Genomic DNA, 16,348 nt, shown 5'->3' on the forward strand with positions numbered 1-16,348 from the left:
GAGGAGTGTAGTCGCAGATGGCAAAACAAAAAAAACGTGGCTTCTTTTCCTGGCTGGGCTTCGGTGAAAAAGAGCAAGAAACAGAACAGAAAACCGAAGAGCAACAAGCCGTTGAAGAGCAGTCACAGCCTGAAACGCCTGTAGAAACCGCCGCGGTTGTCGAAGCGGAAGAAACGGCGCACAGCAAAGAAGAGATTGAATCCTTTGCTGAAGAAGTGGTTGAGGTTACGGAACAGGTTCAGGAGAGCGAGAAGCCAGAGCCGGTTGTCATTGAGGCCCTTGCCGAAGCGCCGCAGGCCGTAATCGAGCACGAAGAGCTGCCGCTGCCGGAAGAGGTGAAAGCCGAAGAGGTTTCTGCCGAAGAGTGGCAGGCGGAAGCGGAAACCGTTGAAATTGTTGAGGCGGTGGAAGAAGAAGCGGCACTCGAGCCAGAGCTGACCGACGAAGAGCTGGAAGCCCAGGCGCTGGCGGCAGAAGCCGCGGAAGAGGCGGTCATCGTCGTGCCGGTTGAAGAACAGCCGGAAGAAGAGAGCGTCCAGGAGCAGGAAAAACCGACCAAAGAAGGTTTCTTCGCGCGCCTGAAGCGCAGCCTGCTCAAAACCAAAGAAAACTTAGGTTCCGGATTTATCAGTCTGTTCCGCGGCAAGAAGATCGACGACGATCTTTTTGAAGAGCTGGAAGAACAGCTGCTGATTGCGGACGTCGGCGTGGAAACCACCCGTAAGATCATCGCTAATCTGACCGAAGGGGCGAGCCGCAAACAGCTGCGCGACGCCGAAGCGCTGTACGGCCTGCTGAAAGACGAGATGGGTGAAATTCTCGCAAAAGTTGACGAACCGCTTAATATTGAAGGCAAAACGCCATTTGTTATTCTGATGGTTGGCGTGAACGGCGTGGGTAAAACTACCACCATCGGCAAGCTGGCGCGTCAGTTCGAACAGCAGGGCAAATCGGTGATGCTGGCGGCGGGCGATACCTTCCGCGCGGCAGCGGTTGAGCAGCTGCAGGTTTGGGGCCAGCGCAACAACATTCCGGTGATTGCCCAGCATACCGGCGCGGACTCCGCGTCCGTGATCTTCGATGCCATCCAGGCGGCGAAGGCGCGCAACGTGGACGTGCTGATTGCCGATACCGCAGGGCGTTTGCAGAACAAATCGCACCTGATGGAAGAGTTGAAGAAAATCGTTCGCGTCATGAAGAAGCTGGACGAAGACGCGCCGCATGAAATTATGCTGACCATTGATGCCAGCACCGGACAGAACGCCATCAGCCAGGCGAAGCTGTTCAATGAAGCGGTAGGACTGACGGGGATCGCGCTGACCAAGCTGGACGGCACCGCGAAAGGCGGGGTGATCTTCTCCGTGGCCGATCAGTTCGGTATTCCTATCCGTTACATCGGTGTGGGCGAGCGTATTGAGGATTTGCGTCCGTTTAAAGCGGACGACTTTATTGAGGCATTATTTGCCCGAGAGGACTAACAATGATTCGCTTTGAACACGTCAGCAAGGCCTATCTCGGTGGGAGACAAGCGCTGCAGGGGGTAACATTCCACCTGCAGCCGGGCGAGATGGCATTCCTGACCGGCCATTCCGGCGCGGGGAAAAGTACCCTGCTCAAGCTTATCTGTGGGATCGAGCGGCCAAGCGCCGGGAAAATCTTTTTCGGCGGCCATGAGATCAGCCGCCTGAAAAACCGCGAAGTGCCGTTCCTGCGTCGTCAGATCGGCATGATTTTCCAGGATCACCACCTGCTGATGGATCGCACCGTTTTCGATAACGTGGCCATCCCGCTGATTATTGCCGGCGCCAGCTATGACGATATCCGCCGTCGCGTCTCTGCGGCGCTGGATAAGGTCGGGCTGCTGGACAAAGCGAAGAACTTCCCGATCCAGCTCTCCGGCGGTGAACAGCAGCGCGTGGGCATCGCCCGCGCGGTGGTGAACAAGCCTGCCGTACTGCTGGCGGATGAACCAACCGGTAACCTGGACGATGCTCTGTCCGAAGGGATTTTGCGTCTGTTTGAGGAATTCAACCGCGTAGGAGTCACCGTATTGATGGCCACGCACGACATCGGGCTCATTTCCCGTCGTTCGTACCGCATGCTGACCCTGAGCGACGGGCATTTGCACGGAGGCCACGGTGAATAAGCGTGATGCAATAAACCAGATTCGGCAGTTCGGAAACCGGTTTGACCGTTTCCGTAAGCCGCAGGGCGGTGGTGACGGCAATCGTAATGCGCCGAAGCGCCAGAAGGCCGCGCCAAAACCGGCCTCCCGTAAAACCAACGTGTTTAACGAGCAGGTGCGCTACGCCTTCCACGGCGCGCTGCAGGACCTGAAAAGCAAACCGCTGGCGACGTTCCTGACGGTGATGGTGATCGCCATCTCCCTGACGCTGCCAAGCGTCTGCTATATGGTCTATAAAAACGTCAACCAGGCGGCCTCACAGTATTATCCGTCGCCGCAGATCACGGTCTATATGGATAAAGCGCTCGACGATAACGCCGCCGCGCAGGTGGTCGGGCAAATCCAGGCCGAGCAGGGCGTGGAGAAGGTCAACTATCTCTCACGTGAAGACGCGCTGGGCGAGTTCCGTAACTGGTCTGGCTTTGGCGGCGCGCTGGATATGCTCGAAGAGAACCCGCTGCCCGCCGTGGCGGTGGTGATCCCGAAGCTGGATTTCCAGGGGACCGATTCGCTTAACACCCTGCGCGATCGCATCACGCGCATTAAGGGCATTGATGAAGTGCGCATGGACGACAGCTGGTTTGCACGCCTTGCTGCCCTGACCGGGCTGGTAGGACGCGTCGCGGCGATGATTGGCGTGCTGATGGTGGCGGCGGTCTTCCTCGTCATCGGCAACAGCGTGCGCCTGAGCATCTTTGCCCGTCGCGATACCATTAACGTGCAGAAACTGATTGGTGCGACGGATGGTTTCATCCTCCGACCGTTCCTTTACGGTGGCGCATTGCTCGGTTTTTCCGGTGCATTTCTTTCACTGATATTGTCAGAAATTTTGGTGATGCGGCTCTCTTCTGCCGTGACTGAAGTGGCGCAGGTTTTCGGAACGAAGTTTGATATCAGTGGCTTAGGCTTCGATGAGTGTCTGTTGCTGCTGCTGGTTTGTTCGATGATTGGGTGGGTGGCAGCCTGGCTGGCAACCGTTCAACATTTACGTCACTTTACTCCCGACTAATAAAAGCGTGATATAATCTTTCCCTGCACCGAGATGCTCGCTCTGCAGGGAAAGCGTCCCTGTTGTCGCTTCCCCTGTTATCATCTTCATGTCACAATTTGTGCGTAATTTATTCACCGTTGCACCTGGAACTTGTGGATAAAATCACTGTCTGATAAAAGAGTGAATGCTAATCTCGTTGCTCAAACGCTTTGGCATGGTTGTTGCCTGACGGGGACGACCAGGACCAGAAGAAACATTGAGAGGAATGAATGACCAAAGAAATGCAAACTTTAGCTTTAGCCCCTGTTGGTAACCTGGAATCTTATATCCGGGCTGCGAACACCTGGCCGATGTTAACGGCCGAGGAAGAAAAGGAGCTTGCTGAAAAGCTGCATTACCAGGGCGATCTGGAAGCAGCGAAAAAGCTGATCCTGTCTCACCTGCGCTTTGTTGTTCACATTGCTCGTAACTATGCGGGCTATGGCCTGCCGCAGGCGGACTTGATTCAGGAAGGCAACATCGGCCTGATGAAGGCTGTGCGTCGCTTTAACCCGGAAGTGGGTGTGCGACTCGTCTCCTTCGCTGTGCACTGGATCAAAGCAGAAATTCATGAATACGTGCTGCGCAACTGGCGTATCGTGAAAGTCGCCACGACAAAAGCGCAACGCAAACTGTTCTTCAACCTGCGTAAAGCCAAGCAGCGTCTGGGCTGGTTCAACCAGGATGAAGTGGAAATGGTGGCGCGCGAGCTGGGCGTAACCAGCAAAGACGTGCGTGAGATGGAATCCCGTATGGCCGCGCAGGACATGACCTTTGATATGTCCTCCGACGACGACGCATCTGACAGCCAGCCAATGGCGCCGGTTCTGTATCTGCAGGATAAAACCTCTAACTTTGCTGACGGCATCGAAGAGGATAACTGGGAAGATCAGGCCGCGAACAAGCTGACCCATGCGATGGAAGGCCTCGACGAACGTAGCCAGGATATTATTCGCGCCCGCTGGCTGGACGAAGACAACAAGTCCACGCTGCAGGAGCTGGCCGACCGCTACGGCGTTTCTGCGGAACGTGTCCGTCAGCTTGAAAAGAACGCCATGAAAAAACTTCGCGCCGCTATCGAAGCGTAATTTTCGCGAAGTACACCGAGAACCCCTGGATGAAAGTCTGGGGGTTTTGTTTTTTTAGCGCCCGCTCTGGCGAATTCCCTCCCCCTGGCAAACAATTACTGATGCGCTAAGCAGGCGACTTTCTCAGGGGGACAGGGTGAAAAATAACGAACTGAACGACCGGCGTTTACAGGCGACGCCGCGCGGCATCGGCGTGATGTGTAACTTCTATGCTGATAAAGCTGAAAACGCCACGGTGTGGGACGTGGAAGGTAACGAGTACATCGACTTCGCCGCCGGGATCGCGGTGCTGAATACCGGCCATCGCCATCCAAAAGTCATTTCCGCGATTGAAAAACAGCTCCACGCGTTTACCCATACGGCGTACCAGATTGTGCCGTACGAAGGCTATGTGGCGCTTGCCGAGCGCATCAACCAGCGCGTGCCCGTTGACGGTCCGGCCAAAACCGCGTTCTTCTCCACGGGGGCAGAGGCGGTCGAAAACGCGGTCAAAATTGCCCGAGCGTACACCAAACGTCCCGGCCTTATCACCTTCGGCGGCGCGTTCCACGGCCGCACCTTTATGACCATGGCGCTGACCGGCAAAGTTGCGCCGTACAAGCTCGGCTTTGGCCCGTTCCCCGGTTCGGTGTATCACGCGCAGTATCCGAATGAACTGCACGGCGTCAGCACGGCGGAAGCGTTGAAAAGCCTGGAACGCATCTTTAAAGCGGATATCGCACCCGACCAGGTCGCGGCCATTATTCTCGAACCGGTTCAGGGAGAGGGCGGTTTCAACATTGCGCCAGCTGATTTTATGCAGGCGCTGCGCGCCCTGTGCGACACCCACGGTATTTTGCTGATTGCCGACGAGGTGCAAAGCGGCTTCGCCCGTACCGGCAAGCTGTTCTCGATGGAACACCACTGCGTGAAGCCCGATCTGATCACCATGGCGAAAAGCCTGGCGGGCGGGATGCCGCTCTCAGCGGTATCGGGCCGTGCGGAGGTGATGGACGCCCCTGCACCGGGCGGGCTGGGCGGTACTTACGCCGGGAACCCGCTGGCGATTGCGGCGGCGCATGCCGTGCTCGACGTGATTGATGAAGAGGATCTCTGCACGCGCTCGGCGCATCTTGGCCATCACCTGGTGGAAGTGCTGAACAAGGCGAAAGAACACTGCCCGTATATCGCTGACATTCGCGCGCAGGGATCGATGGTGGCGGTGGAGTTTAACGACCCGCAAACGGGCCAGCCTTCGCCGGAATTTACCCGCCAGGTGCAGGAGCGTGCGTTGCAGGAAGGGCTGCTGCTGCTGAGCTGCGGCGTCTACGGCAACGTCATTCGTTTCCTGTATCCGCTGACTATCCCTGAAGCGCAGTTCCGTAAAGCGCTGGACATTATCTCCGCGTCGCTGACACGTTAAAGCCACATGCCCGGCGAAAATCCCTGCCGGGCTTATCATATATTCATTTCAAATTAGCTATTCCAAAATCATAAAAATCGGGTATGTTTTAGCAGAGTATGCTGAAAAAGCGCGGACAGCACACCTATAACTGACATAAAGCGCTGCACAACAACATCACAACAATCGTAATAACCATAATAATGGGGAATCTCAGGATGAACATGAAGGGTAAAGCGTTACTGGCAGGATGTATCGCGTTGGCATTCAGCACCATGGCACAGGCAGACATCAAGGTGGCTGTGGTTGGCGCAATGTCCGGTCCGGTAGCACAGTACGGCGACCAGGAATTTACCGGCGCTGAGCAGGCGGTTGCAGACATTAATGCCAAGGGCGGTATCAAGGGCGAAAAACTGCAGATCGTAAAATATGATGATGCCTGTGACCCGAAACAAGCGGTCGCGGTCGCGAACAAAGTGGTGAACGACGGGATCAAATACGTTATCGGTCACCTGTGCTCTTCCTCGACTCAGCCTGCGTCTGACATCTACGAAGACGAAGGTATTCTGATGATCACCCCGGCAGCGACCGCACCGGAGCTGACCGCGCGCGGCTACAAGCTGACCCTGCGCACCACCGGTCTGGACTCTGACCAGGGCCCAACCGCGGCGAAATACATCGTTGAAAAAGTGAAGCCGAAGCGCATTGCCATCGTTCATGACAAGCAGCAGTACGGTGAAGGTCTGGCGCGTTCAGTGCAGGATAACCTCAAGAAAGCGAATGCCGACGTGGTGTTCTTCGACGGGATCACCGCCGGTGAGAAAGACTTCTCCACCCTGGTGGCGCGCCTGAAGAAAGAGAATATTGATTTTGTTTACTACGGTGGCTACCACCCGGAAATGGGCCAGATCCTGCGCCAGGCGCGCGCTGCGGGCCTGAAAACCCAGTTTATGGGCCCGGAAGGCGTGGCGAACGTTTCCCTGTCTAACATTGCGGGTGAATCAGCCGAAGGCCTGCTGGTAACCAAACCGAAGAACTACGACCAGGTCCCTGCGAACAAACCTATCGTAGATGCCATCAAGGCGAAGAAACAGGATCCAAGCGGCGCGTTCGTCTGGACCACCTACGCGGCGCTGCAGTCTCTGCAGGCGGGCCTGAACCAGTCAGCCGATCCGGCTGAGATTGCCACCTGGCTGAAAGCGAATACCGTCGAGACCGTCATGGGACCACTCTCCTGGGACGCGAAGGGCGACCTGAAGGGCTTCGAGTTCGGCGTGTTTGACTGGCATGCGAACGGCACGGCGACAGACGCCAAATAATTTTCCCGTCGCCTTTCGCGCCGCAGGTGCGTTGGCTGCGTTATTCAACCCCGGTCACTTACTTATGTAAGCTCCCGGGGATTTCATAACTTGCCGCCTTCCTGCAACACGAAATGCTTGGGAAAATACAGTGGAGAATGTAGGCCGGGTAAGGCGCAGCCGCCACCCGGCTTTCTTTTAGCGCTTCTCCCACCCGCTCTCCTGCGCCGTAAACCCTAACGCCTGCATAAACGCCGCCATCACGCCGCGGTTTTCCACGCCCACGTCAGCCATCCACCATGAGGTCACGCTCGGGTTTTCGCGGATCACTTCTTCAATTAAATACTGTCCCACACCGCGACGACGGGTGACGTCACGCACGCGCAGCGAGTCCAGCGCTCCCTCTGTACCGCTCAGGGTTACGCGAACCGCTGCCAGCAGGCGTTCGTTAAAACGCGCGGCATAAATGCGGTGGGTCTCATCAACGCGCAGCGACGAAGGGGAATATTCCGGCCAGATCTTGCCCAGGTCGATATGATCCTGGTCGCTAAAGGTCACCAGACGCACGATAGTCAGTTTCATTAGCCACTTGTCCAAATCAGATTGAGTAGGGGCAGTGTACTCAATTTATTCACTCAGCGGCTTCCTCTTTTTATTCTCATTAACCAGGTGATTAGTTTTTTGGCAACGCGTTGGGCAGTTTGAAAACACATGGATCGAAAAATAAGCAGAATTTTAACCTGAACGGTAGTGATTTATTCGGCGCTTTGTACCGTTATTTTATGCTGCAAACTGCACTTTTATTTGTTTATCTCTGCCTGATTTCAGAATATTATCTTTGCTTAATCGCCTGAAAAATAGAGATTTTAGTCTGGTTTTTGACAAAAAACTGCGCTAAACCATTAAAGGCACTGGTAAAAATAGCGTTGTTCATTAAAAGTACAGAATGCTTTTTAACCATAATAAAACAAAATATAAACACGACATCACGAATGGGGATTCAGAGATGAAAAGGAACGCGAAGACGTTAATCGCGGGGATGGTCGCACTGTCGATCTCGCATGCCGCTATGGCAGACGACATTAAAGTTGCGGTAGTGGGCGCGATGTCCGGCCCTGTTGCCCAGTGGGGTGACATGGAGTTCAACGGCGCGCGCCAGGCCATCAAAGACATCAACGCCAAGGGCGGTATCAAAGGCGACAAGCTGGTGGGCGTGGAATATGACGACGCCTGCGATCCTAAACAGGCCGTCGCGGTCGCCAACAAAATCGTCAACGACGGTATTCAGTATGTGATCGGCCACCTGTGCTCATCCTCCACGCAGCCGGCGTCTGATATCTACGAAGACGAAGGCATTCTGATGATCACCCCAGGCGCAACGAACCCGGAACTGACCCAGCGCGGCTACCAGCACATTATGCGTACCGCCGGTCTGGACTCCTCGCAGGGCCCCACCGCCGCCAAATACATCCTCGAGACCGTTAAGCCACAGCGCATTGCCATTATTCATGACAAACAGCAGTACGGCGAAGGCCTGGCGCGCTCCGTGCAGGACGGCCTGAAAAAAGGCGGCGCGAACATCGTCTTCTTCGACGGCATTACCGCCGGTGAGAAAGACTTCTCCGCGCTGATTGCCCGTCTGCAAAAAGAGAATATCGACTTCGTTTACTACGGCGGCTATTACCCGGAGATGGGCCAGATGCTGCGTCAGGCGCGCGCCACCGGTCTGAAAACCCAGTTTATGGGGCCAGAGGGCGTGGGCAATGCCTCCCTGTCAAACATCGCGGGGGATTCTGCCGAAGGCATGCTGGTGACGATGCCAAAACGCTATGACCAGGATCCGGCCAACAAGGCTATCGTGGATGCGCTCAAGGCGCAGAAGAAAGATCCGAGTGGTCCGTATGTCTGGATCACCTACGCGGCCGTACAGTCTCTGGCCACCGCGCTGGATCGCTCCGGCAGCAAAGAACCGCTGGATCTGGTGAAAGATTTAAAAGCACACGGGGCGAACACCGTGATTGGGCCGCTGAACTGGGATGAGAAAGGCGATCTGAAGGGATTTGAGTTTGGTGTCTTTAAGTGGCACGCCGACGGTTCATCCTCGGCCGCCAAATAATTATCCCACCGCCCGGCATGACGGGCGGGTATAAAAAGGTTTGCATATGTCCGAGCAGTTTCTCTATTTCCTGCAGCAGATGTTTAACGGCGTTACGCTGGGAAGCACCTACGCGCTGATCGCCATCGGCTATACGATGGTTTACGGCATTATCGGCATGATCAACTTCGCCCACGGCGAGGTGTACATGATCGGTAGCTACGTCTCCTTTATGATTATCGCCGCCCTGATGATGATGGGCATCGACAGCAGCTGGCTGCTGGTCGCCGCCGGGTTTGTCGGCGCGATCGTGATTGCCAGCGCCTACGGCTGGAGCATTGAGCGCGTGGCCTACCGGCCGGTGCGCAGCTCCAAGCGTTTGATTGCGCTTATTTCCGCGATCGGGATGTCGATCTTCCTGCAAAACTACGTCAGCCTGACCGAAGGTTCGCGCGACGTGGCGCTGCCAAGCCTGTTTAACGGCCAGTGGATTGTGGGGGCCAGCGAAAACTTCGCGGCCTCTATCACCACCATGCAGCTGGTTATCTGGGTCGTGACCTTTATTGCGATGCTCGCCCTGACGCTGTTCATCCGCTACTCGCGTATGGGACGCGCCTGCCGCGCCTGCGCGGAAGACCTGAAGATGGCGAGCCTGCTCGGCATCAACACCGACCGCGTGATTGCCCTGACCTTCGTGATTGGCGCCGCGATGGCGGCGGTGGCGGGCGTCCTGCTCGGCCAGTTCTACGGCGTGATCAACCCGTACATCGGCTTTATGGCCGGGATGAAAGCCTTCACCGCGGCGGTTCTGGGCGGTATCGGCAGTATTCCGGGCGCGATGATCGGCGGCCTGATCCTGGGCGTGGCCGAAGCGCTCTCCTCGGCGTACCTGAGCACGGAGTATAAAGACGTGGTGTCGTTTGCCCTGCTGATTCTGGTTCTGCTGGTGATGCCTACCGGTATTCTGGGCCGTCCGGAGGTAGAGAAAGTATGAAACCGATGCATTTTGCAATGGCGCTGCTCTCTGCCGCCATGTTCTTCGTGCTGGCCAGCGTCTTTATGGGAGTCCAGCTTGAGCTGAATGGCACCAAACTGGTTGTCGATACCGCAGCTGACATCCGCTGGCAGTGGGTATTTATCGGCACGGCCGTAGTGTTCCTGTTCCAGCTGCTGCGTCCGCTGTTCCAGAAGACGCTGAAAAACGTCTCCGGGCCGAAATTCGTCCTGCCGGCAATCGACGGTTCTACGGTTAAGCAGAAGCTGTTCCTCGTGGCGCTGCTGGTGGCCGCCGTGGCGTGGCCGTTCGTGGTGTCGCGTGGCACCGTGGATATCGCCACCCTGACCATGATCTACGTGATTCTCGGCCTCGGTCTGAACGTGGTCGTGGGGCTCTCGGGCCTGCTGGTGCTGGGCTACGGCGGCTTCTACGCCATCGGCGCCTATACCTTCGCGCTGCTGAACCACTATTACGGTCTCGGCTTCTGGACCTGCCTGCCGCTGGCAGGGCTGGTCTCTGCCGCTGCAGGCTTCCTGCTTGGCTTCCCGGTACTGCGCCTGCGCGGCGACTACCTGGCGATTGTGACCTTAGGCTTCGGCGAAATCGTCCGTATCCTGCTGCTCAATAACACCGAAGTGACCGGCGGCCCGAACGGCATCAGCCAGATCCCGAAACCGACCTTCTTCGGGCTGGAGTTCAGCCGTACCGCCCGCGAAGGCGGCTGGGATACCTTCAGCAACTTCTTCGGCGTGAAGTATGACCCGTCCGACCGCGTGATCTGGCTCTATCTGGTGGCGCTGTTGCTGGTGGTGATTACCCTGTTCGTGATCAACCGCCTGTTGCGCATGCCGCTGGGCCGCGCGTGGGAAGCGCTGCGTGAAGATGAGATCGCCTGCCGCTCCCTGGGCCTGAACCCGACCCGCATCAAGCTGACCGCGTTCACCATCAGCGCCGCGTTTGCCGGTTTCGCCGGAACGCTGTTTGCCGCGCGTCAGGGCTTCGTTAGCCCGGAATCGTTCACCTTTGCCGAATCCGCCTTTGTGCTGGCAATTGTGGTGCTCGGCGGGATGGGCTCGCAGTTTGCCGTTATCCTCGCGGCCATCCTGCTGGTGGTCTCGCGCGAGCTGATGCGCGACTTTAACGAATACAGCATGCTGATGCTGGGTGGTTTGATGGTGCTGATGATGATCTGGCGTCCGCAGGGTCTGCTGCCGATGACCCGTCCACAGCTGAAGCTGAAGAACGGGCAAGCGAAAGGAGAGCAGGCATGAGTCAGCCATTATTATCCGTTAACGGCCTGATGATGCGTTTTGGCGGCCTGCTGGCGGTCAACAACGTGAATCTGGATTTGCACAAGAAAGAGATTGTCTCCCTGATTGGTCCGAACGGCGCAGGGAAAACCACGGTCTTTAACTGTCTGACCGGCTTCTACAAGCCAACGGGCGGCACCATCATGCTGCGCGACCAGCATCTGGAAGGGCTGCCGGGCCAGCAGATTGCCCGCATGGGCGTGGTGCGTACCTTCCAGCACGTGCGTCTGTTCCGCGAGATGACGGTGATTGAGAACCTGCTGGTGGCCCAGCATCAGCAGCTGAAAACCGGGCTGTTCTCCGGCCTGCTGAAAACCCCGGCCTTCCGCCGCGCGCAGGATGAAGCGCTTGACCGCGCCGCCACCTGGCTCGACCGAATTGGCCTGCTGCAGCACGCCAACCGTCAGGCGAGCAATCTGGCCTACGGTGACCAGCGTCGTCTGGAGATTGTGCGCTGCATGGTGACGCAGCCGGAAATCCTGATGCTCGACGAACCGGCGGCAGGGCTCAACCCGAAAGAGACCAAAGAGCTGGACGAGCTGATTGCCGAGCTGCGCGACAGTCACGACACTACCATCCTGCTGATTGAGCACGACATGAAGCTGGTGATGGGCATTTCGGACCGTATCTACGTGGTAAACCAGGGCACGCCGCTGGCAAACGGCACGCCGGAAGAGATCCGCAACAACCCGGACGTGATCCGCGCATACCTTGGTGAGGCATAAGATGGAAAAAGCGATGTTAACGTTCGACAAGGTCAACGCGCACTACGGCAAGATCCAGGCGCTGCACGACGTCAGCCTGCATATCAATCAGGGTGAAATCGTGACCCTGATTGGCGCCAACGGCGCGGGCAAAACCACGCTGCTCGGCACCCTGTGCGGCGACCCGCGCGCCACCAGCGGGCGGATTGTGTTCGATGGTAAAGACATTACCGACTGGCAGACCGCCAGAATCATGCGCGAGGCGGTGGCGATTGTTCCGGAAGGGCGCCGCGTCTTCTCCCGCATGACGGTGGAAGAGAACCTGGCGATGGGCGGTTTCTTCGCTCACCGCGATGAATACCAGACCCGCATCAAGTGGGTGTACGAACTCTTCCCGCGCCTGTGGGAGCGCCGCATCCAGCGTGCGGGCACCATGTCCGGCGGTGAGCAGCAGATGCTGGCGATTGGCCGCGCGCTGATGAGCCAGCCGCGCCTGCTGCTGCTGGACGAACCGTCGCTCGGTCTGGCGCCGATCATCATCCAGCAGATTTTCGACACCATCGAGCAGCTGCGCAAAGAGGGGATGACTATCTTCCTCGTCGAGCAGAACGCCAACCAGGCGCTGAAGCTCGCCGATCGTGGCTACGTGCTGGAGAACGGCCGCGTGGTGCTGGAGGATACCGGCGACGCGCTGCTGGCGAACGAAGCGGTGCGGAGCGCGTATCTGGGCGGATAGGTAAAAGCAAAAAGGCAACGCAAGTTGCCTTTTTTAGTGTTTTCTCCCTCTCCCCGTGGGAGAGGGTCGGGGTGAGGGCACCAGACCGCACGAGGAAAAGCACAAAGGCAACGCAAGTTGCCTTTTTTAATGTTTTCTCCCTCTCCCCGTGGGAGAGGGTCGGGGTGAGGGCACCAGACCGCACCCAATCCAACACCCCCACCCCCCTTTCACACAACCATCATCCCCCTGACGCCTGGCTGTCACTTATCTGTAAACAAACAGTTATTTTTCTGTAATTCGAGCATGTCATGTTACCTCGCGAGCATAAAACGCGTGATATCGCGCATCCGGCACAATAAGAGAGATGACAATGACATCGTTACGACACACAGCTTTGGGTCTGGCACTGGGTCTGGCTTTTGCGACGAACGCAATGGCTGTCACCACCATTCCGTTCTGGCATTCCATGGAAGGGGAGTTGGGTAAAGAAGTTGACTCCCTGGCGCAGCGTTTCAACGACACCCATCCGGATTACAAAATTGTGCCGGTGTACAAAGGCAACTACGAGCAGAGCCTGAGCGCGGGCATCGCCGCCTTCCGTACCGGTAACGCACCTGCGCTGTTGCAGGTTTATGAAGTGGGTACCGCCACCATGATGGCCTCCAAAGCCATCAAGCCGGTCTATGAAGTGTTCAAAGAAGCGGGCATCAACTTCGATGAGTCGCAGTTCGTGCCGACCGTAGCGGGTTACTACACCGATTCCAAAACCGGCCACCTGCTGTCTCAGCCGTTTAACAGCTCCACGCCGGTGCTGTACTACAACAAAGACGCCTTCAAAAAAGCCGGTTTAGACCCGGAGCAGCCGCCAAAAACCTGGCAGGACCTGGCGGAGTACACCGCGAAGCTGAAGGCGGCGGGGATGAAGTGCGGCTACGCCAGCGGCTGGCAGGGCTGGATCCAGATTGAAAACTTCAGCGCCTGGCACGGCCTGCCGGTTGCGACCAAAAACAACGGCTTCGACGGCACCGACGCGGTACTGGAGTTCAACAAGCCTGAGCAGGTGAAGCATATCGCGCTGCTTGCCGATCTGAACAAGAAGGGCGACTTCAGCTATTTCGGGCGTAAAGACGAATCCACCGAGAAGTTCTACAACGGCGACTGCGCCATTACCACCGCCTCTTCCGGTTCGCTGGCGGATATCCGCCACTACGCCAAATTCAACTACGGCGTGGGCATGATGCCGTACGACGCTGACGTGAAGGGCGCGCCGCAGAACGCCATCATCGGCGGAGCGAGCCTGTGGGTGATGCAGGGTAAAGACAAGGGCACCTACAAAGGCGTAGCCGAATTCCTCGACTTCCTGGCCAAGCCTGAAAACGCCGCCGAGTGGCACCAGAAGACCGGCTACCTGCCGATCACCAAAGCCGCGTACGACCTGACCCGCGAGCAGGGCTTCTACAGCAAGAACCCAGGGGCGGACATTGCGACGCGTCAGATGCTGAACAAGCCGCCGTTGCCGTTCACCAAGGGTCTGCGTCTGGGCAACATGCCGCAGATCCGCACCATCGTGGATGAAGAACTGGAAAGCGTGTGGACCGGTAAGAAAACGCCACAGCAGGCGCTGGACTCTGCGGTAGAGCGCGGGAATCAGCTGCTGCGCCGCTTTGAGCAGTCGACCAAATCGTAATTCAAACCTGCCCCTCACCCTAACCCTCTCCCATAGGGGAGAGGGGACTGCGCGGAGCCGTCTTTTCTCCCTCGCCCCTTTGGGGAGAGGGCCGGGGTGAGGGGGAATACCTACAGAGCAAACCTATGTCATCATCCCGTCCGGTGTTCCGTTCCCGCTGGCTGCCCTATCTTCTGGTCGCGCCGCAGCTGGTCATCACCGTTATCTTCTTTATCTGGCCTGCGGGCGAAGCGCTGTGGTACTCGGTACAAAGCGTCGACCCGTTCGGGCTTTCCAGCCAGTTTGTTGGCCTGGACAACTTTACCGCACTGTTCCACGACAGCTACTACCTGGACTCCTTCTGGACGACGATGAAGTTCAGCGCGCTGGTGACCGTCAGCGGTCTGGTTGCCTCGCTGTTTTTCGCCGCGCTGGTGGACTACGTGGTGCGCGGCAGCCGTATTTATCAAACCCTGATGCTGCTGCCTTACGCCGTGGCTCCCGCCGTCGCCGCCGTACTGTGGATCTTCCTGTTTAACCCCGGTCGCGGATTGATTACCCACTTCCTGGCAGAGTTCGGCTACGACTGGAACCACGCCCAGAACAGCGGTCAGGCGATGTTCCTGGTGGTGTTCGCCTCGGTGTGGAAGCAGATCAGCTACAACTTCCTGTTCTTCTTTGCCGCGCTGCAGTCCATTCCGCGCTCGCTGGTGGAAGCCGCGGCAATTGACGGCGCAGGGCCCATTCGTCGCTTCTTCAGGCTGTCGCTGCCGCTGATCGCCCCGGTGAGTTTCTTCCTGCTGGTGGTTAACCTCGTGTACGCCTTCTTCGACACCTTCCCGGTGATCGACGCGGCGACCGCAGGCGGCCCGGTGCAGGCGACCACCACGCTGATTTACAAAATCTACCGCGAAGGCTTTGCGGGGCTGGATCTCTCCGCCTCCGCCGCGCAGTCGGTTGTGCTGATGTTCCTCGTTATCATCCTCACGGTGGTGCAGTTCCGCTATGTCGAAAGTAAGGTGCGCTACCAATGATTGAGAACCGTCGCGGGCTGACGATTTTCAGCCATACCATGCTGATTTTAGGGATTATCGTCATCCTCTTCCCGCTGTACGTGGCGTTTGTCGCCGCCACGCTGGACACCAAAGCGGTGTTCGACACGCCGATGACGCTGATCCCCGGCGGGCATCTGTTCGAGAACATGAAGACCATCTGGACTCAGGGCGTGGGCGCCAACAGCGCGCCGTTCTGGCTGATGATGCTCAACAGCTTCATCATGGCGTTTGGCATTACGGTCGGCAAAATTACGGTGTCGATGCTTTCGGCCTTCGCCATCGTCTGGTTCCGCTTTCCGCTGCGTAACCTCTTCTTCTGGATGATTTTTATCACCCTGATGCTGCCGGTAGAGGTGCGTATCTTCCCGACGGTAGAAGTGATTGCCAACCTGAAGCTGCTCGACAGCTACGCGGGCTTAACCCTGCCGCTGATGGCCTCGGCGACCGCCACCTTCCTGTTCCGCCAGTTCTTTATGACCCTGCCGGACGAGCTGATTGAAGCGGCGCGTATCGACGGCGCGTCGCCGATGCGCTTCTTCCGCGACATCGTGCTGCCGCTGTCGAAAACCAACCTCGCGGCGCTGTTTGTGATCACCTTTATCTACGGCTGGAACCAGTACCTGTGGCCGCTGCTGATTATTCAGGACGTTAACCTCGGTACCGCCGTGGCGGGCATCAAAGGCATGATCGCCACCGGCGAAGGCACCACGCTCTGGAACCAGGTGATGGCGGCGATGCTGCTCACCCTTATCCCACCCGTAGTCATTGTTTTAGCCATGCAGCGCGCGTTTGTCCGCGGCCTGGTCGATAGCGAGAAATAA

Annotated in this window: 15 protein-coding genes; 14 read left to right on the forward strand and 1 reads right to left on the reverse strand. The window is 57.4% G+C overall.

Annotated features, from left to right (window positions below):
• Window positions 1-17: 17 nt before the first annotated feature.
• The 6 genes from ftsY to livJ all read left to right on the forward strand — a co-directional run bounded on the left by ftsY (window position 18) and on the right by livJ (window position 7,003).
• Window positions 18-1,478: a signal recognition particle-docking protein FtsY gene (gene ftsY, locus NWV12_RS01270; protein ID WP_048979412.1), complete on the forward strand. Its 1,461-nt coding sequence runs from the start codon at window positions 18-20 to the stop codon at window positions 1,476-1,478.
• 2 nt (window positions 1,479-1,480) lie between these two features.
• The gene (gene ftsE / locus NWV12_RS01275; RefSeq protein WP_025758973.1) at window positions 1,481-2,146 is read left to right on the forward strand and encodes a cell division ATP-binding protein FtsE; all 666 of its coding nucleotides are present in this window, start codon (window positions 1,481-1,483) and stop codon (window positions 2,144-2,146) included.
• Window positions 2,139-3,194, forward strand: coding sequence for a permease-like cell division protein FtsX (gene ftsX, locus NWV12_RS01280; RefSeq protein WP_032662628.1), 1,056 nt, complete (start codon window positions 2,139-2,141; stop codon window positions 3,192-3,194). Before ftsE ends, ftsX begins: the two co-directional genes overlap by 8 nt.
• Before the next feature lie 251 nt (window positions 3,195-3,445).
• On the forward strand, window positions 3,446-4,303 hold the full coding sequence (gene rpoH, locus NWV12_RS01285; protein WP_023310018.1) for an RNA polymerase sigma factor RpoH: 858 nt from the start codon (window positions 3,446-3,448) through the stop codon (window positions 4,301-4,303).
• Window positions 4,304-4,439: 136 nt separating this feature from the next.
• Window positions 4,440-5,705, forward strand: a complete 1,266-nt coding sequence (locus NWV12_RS01290; RefSeq protein ID WP_029741816.1) for a 4-aminobutyrate--2-oxoglutarate transaminase — start codon at window positions 4,440-4,442, stop codon at window positions 5,703-5,705.
• Between the two features lie 197 nt (window positions 5,706-5,902).
• On the forward strand, window positions 5,903-7,003 hold the full coding sequence (gene livJ, locus NWV12_RS01295; RefSeq protein WP_072163886.1) for a branched chain amino acid ABC transporter substrate-binding protein LivJ: 1,101 nt from the start codon (window positions 5,903-5,905) through the stop codon (window positions 7,001-7,003).
• Between the two features lie 177 nt (window positions 7,004-7,180).
• Here livJ and panM read toward each other — a convergent pair whose 3' ends face one another.
• Complete coding sequence (gene panM / locus NWV12_RS01300) at window positions 7,181-7,564, reverse strand: aspartate 1-decarboxylase autocleavage activator PanM (RefSeq protein ID WP_048979414.1); 384 nt, start codon at window positions 7,562-7,564, stop codon at window positions 7,181-7,183.
• A gap of 424 nt (window positions 7,565-7,988) precedes the next feature.
• Between panM and livK the strand changes: the two genes are divergently transcribed.
• The 8 genes from livK (at window position 7,989) to ugpE (ending at window position 16,348) form a co-directional block, all read left to right on the forward strand.
• Window positions 7,989-9,098, forward strand: a complete 1,110-nt coding sequence (gene livK / locus NWV12_RS01305; RefSeq protein ID WP_039264148.1) for a high-affinity branched-chain amino acid ABC transporter substrate-binding protein LivK — start codon at window positions 7,989-7,991, stop codon at window positions 9,096-9,098.
• A 46-nt stretch (window positions 9,099-9,144) separates the two neighbouring features.
• A complete protein-coding gene (gene livH, locus NWV12_RS01310; protein ID WP_008500099.1) occupies window positions 9,145-10,071 on the forward strand; it encodes a high-affinity branched-chain amino acid ABC transporter permease LivH in 927 nt (308 codons plus the stop codon).
• Complete coding sequence (gene livM / locus NWV12_RS01315; RefSeq protein ID WP_023310023.1) at window positions 10,068-11,345, forward strand: branched chain amino acid ABC transporter permease LivM; 1,278 nt, start codon at window positions 10,068-10,070, stop codon at window positions 11,343-11,345. The genes livH and livM overlap by 4 nt, the downstream gene beginning before the upstream one ends.
• Entirely contained in the window at window positions 11,342-12,109 is a 768-nt protein-coding gene (gene livG, locus NWV12_RS01320) for a high-affinity branched-chain amino acid ABC transporter ATP-binding protein LivG (protein ID WP_023310024.1), read from the forward strand. The genes livM and livG overlap by 4 nt, the downstream gene beginning before the upstream one ends.
• Window position 12,110: 1 nt before the next feature.
• Window positions 12,111-12,824, forward strand: coding sequence for a high-affinity branched-chain amino acid ABC transporter ATP-binding protein LivF (gene livF / locus NWV12_RS01325; protein WP_008500102.1), 714 nt, complete (start codon window positions 12,111-12,113; stop codon window positions 12,822-12,824).
• A 352-nt stretch (window positions 12,825-13,176) separates the two neighbouring features.
• Complete coding sequence (gene ugpB / locus NWV12_RS01330; protein ID WP_023310025.1) at window positions 13,177-14,493, forward strand: sn-glycerol-3-phosphate ABC transporter substrate-binding protein UgpB; 1,317 nt, start codon at window positions 13,177-13,179, stop codon at window positions 14,491-14,493.
• A 125-nt stretch (window positions 14,494-14,618) separates the two neighbouring features.
• Window positions 14,619-15,506 (forward strand): sn-glycerol-3-phosphate ABC transporter permease UgpA, encoded by an 888-nt coding sequence (gene ugpA, locus NWV12_RS01335; RefSeq protein ID WP_033144396.1) that lies wholly within the window; start codon window positions 14,619-14,621, stop codon window positions 15,504-15,506.
• Window positions 15,503-16,348, forward strand: a complete 846-nt coding sequence (gene ugpE, locus NWV12_RS01340; protein WP_033144397.1) for a sn-glycerol-3-phosphate ABC transporter permease UgpE — start codon at window positions 15,503-15,505, stop codon at window positions 16,346-16,348. Before ugpA ends, ugpE begins: the two co-directional genes overlap by 4 nt.

The sequence above is a fragment of the Enterobacter sp. Crenshaw genome, from assembly GCF_024734705.1.
GTDB lineage: Bacteria > Pseudomonadota > Gammaproteobacteria > Enterobacterales > Enterobacteriaceae > Enterobacter > Enterobacter asburiae_B.

Bases quoted from the DNA above. Each gene is read 5' to 3' on its own strand.
- ugpA (WP_033144396.1), top strand. From the start codon at position 14,619: ATGTCATCATCCCGTCCGGTGTTCCGTTCCCGCTGGCTGCCCTATCTT.
- panM (WP_048979414.1), bottom strand. From the start codon at position 7,564: ATGAAACTGACTATCGTGCGTCTGGTGACCTTTAGCGACCAGGATCAT.
- livH (WP_008500099.1), top strand. From the start codon at position 9,145: ATGTCCGAGCAGTTTCTCTATTTCCTGCAGCAGATGTTTAACGGCGTT.
- livG (WP_023310024.1), top strand. From the start codon at position 11,342: ATGAGTCAGCCATTATTATCCGTTAACGGCCTGATGATGCGTTTTGGC.
- ugpE (WP_033144397.1), top strand. From the start codon at position 15,503: ATGATTGAGAACCGTCGCGGGCTGACGATTTTCAGCCATACCATGCTG.
- ugpB (WP_023310025.1), top strand. From the start codon at position 13,177: ATGACATCGTTACGACACACAGCTTTGGGTCTGGCACTGGGTCTGGCT.
- livK (WP_039264148.1), top strand. From the start codon at position 7,989: ATGAAAAGGAACGCGAAGACGTTAATCGCGGGGATGGTCGCACTGTCG.
- ftsE (WP_025758973.1), top strand. From the start codon at position 1,481: ATGATTCGCTTTGAACACGTCAGCAAGGCCTATCTCGGTGGGAGACAA.
- ftsY (WP_048979412.1), top strand. From the start codon at position 18: ATGGCAAAACAAAAAAAACGTGGCTTCTTTTCCTGGCTGGGCTTCGGT.
- livF (WP_008500102.1), top strand. From the start codon at position 12,111: ATGGAAAAAGCGATGTTAACGTTCGACAAGGTCAACGCGCACTACGGC.
- rpoH (WP_023310018.1), top strand. From the start codon at position 3,446: ATGACCAAAGAAATGCAAACTTTAGCTTTAGCCCCTGTTGGTAACCTG.
- livM (WP_023310023.1), top strand. From the start codon at position 10,068: ATGAAACCGATGCATTTTGCAATGGCGCTGCTCTCTGCCGCCATGTTC.
- livJ (WP_072163886.1), top strand. From the start codon at position 5,903: ATGAACATGAAGGGTAAAGCGTTACTGGCAGGATGTATCGCGTTGGCA.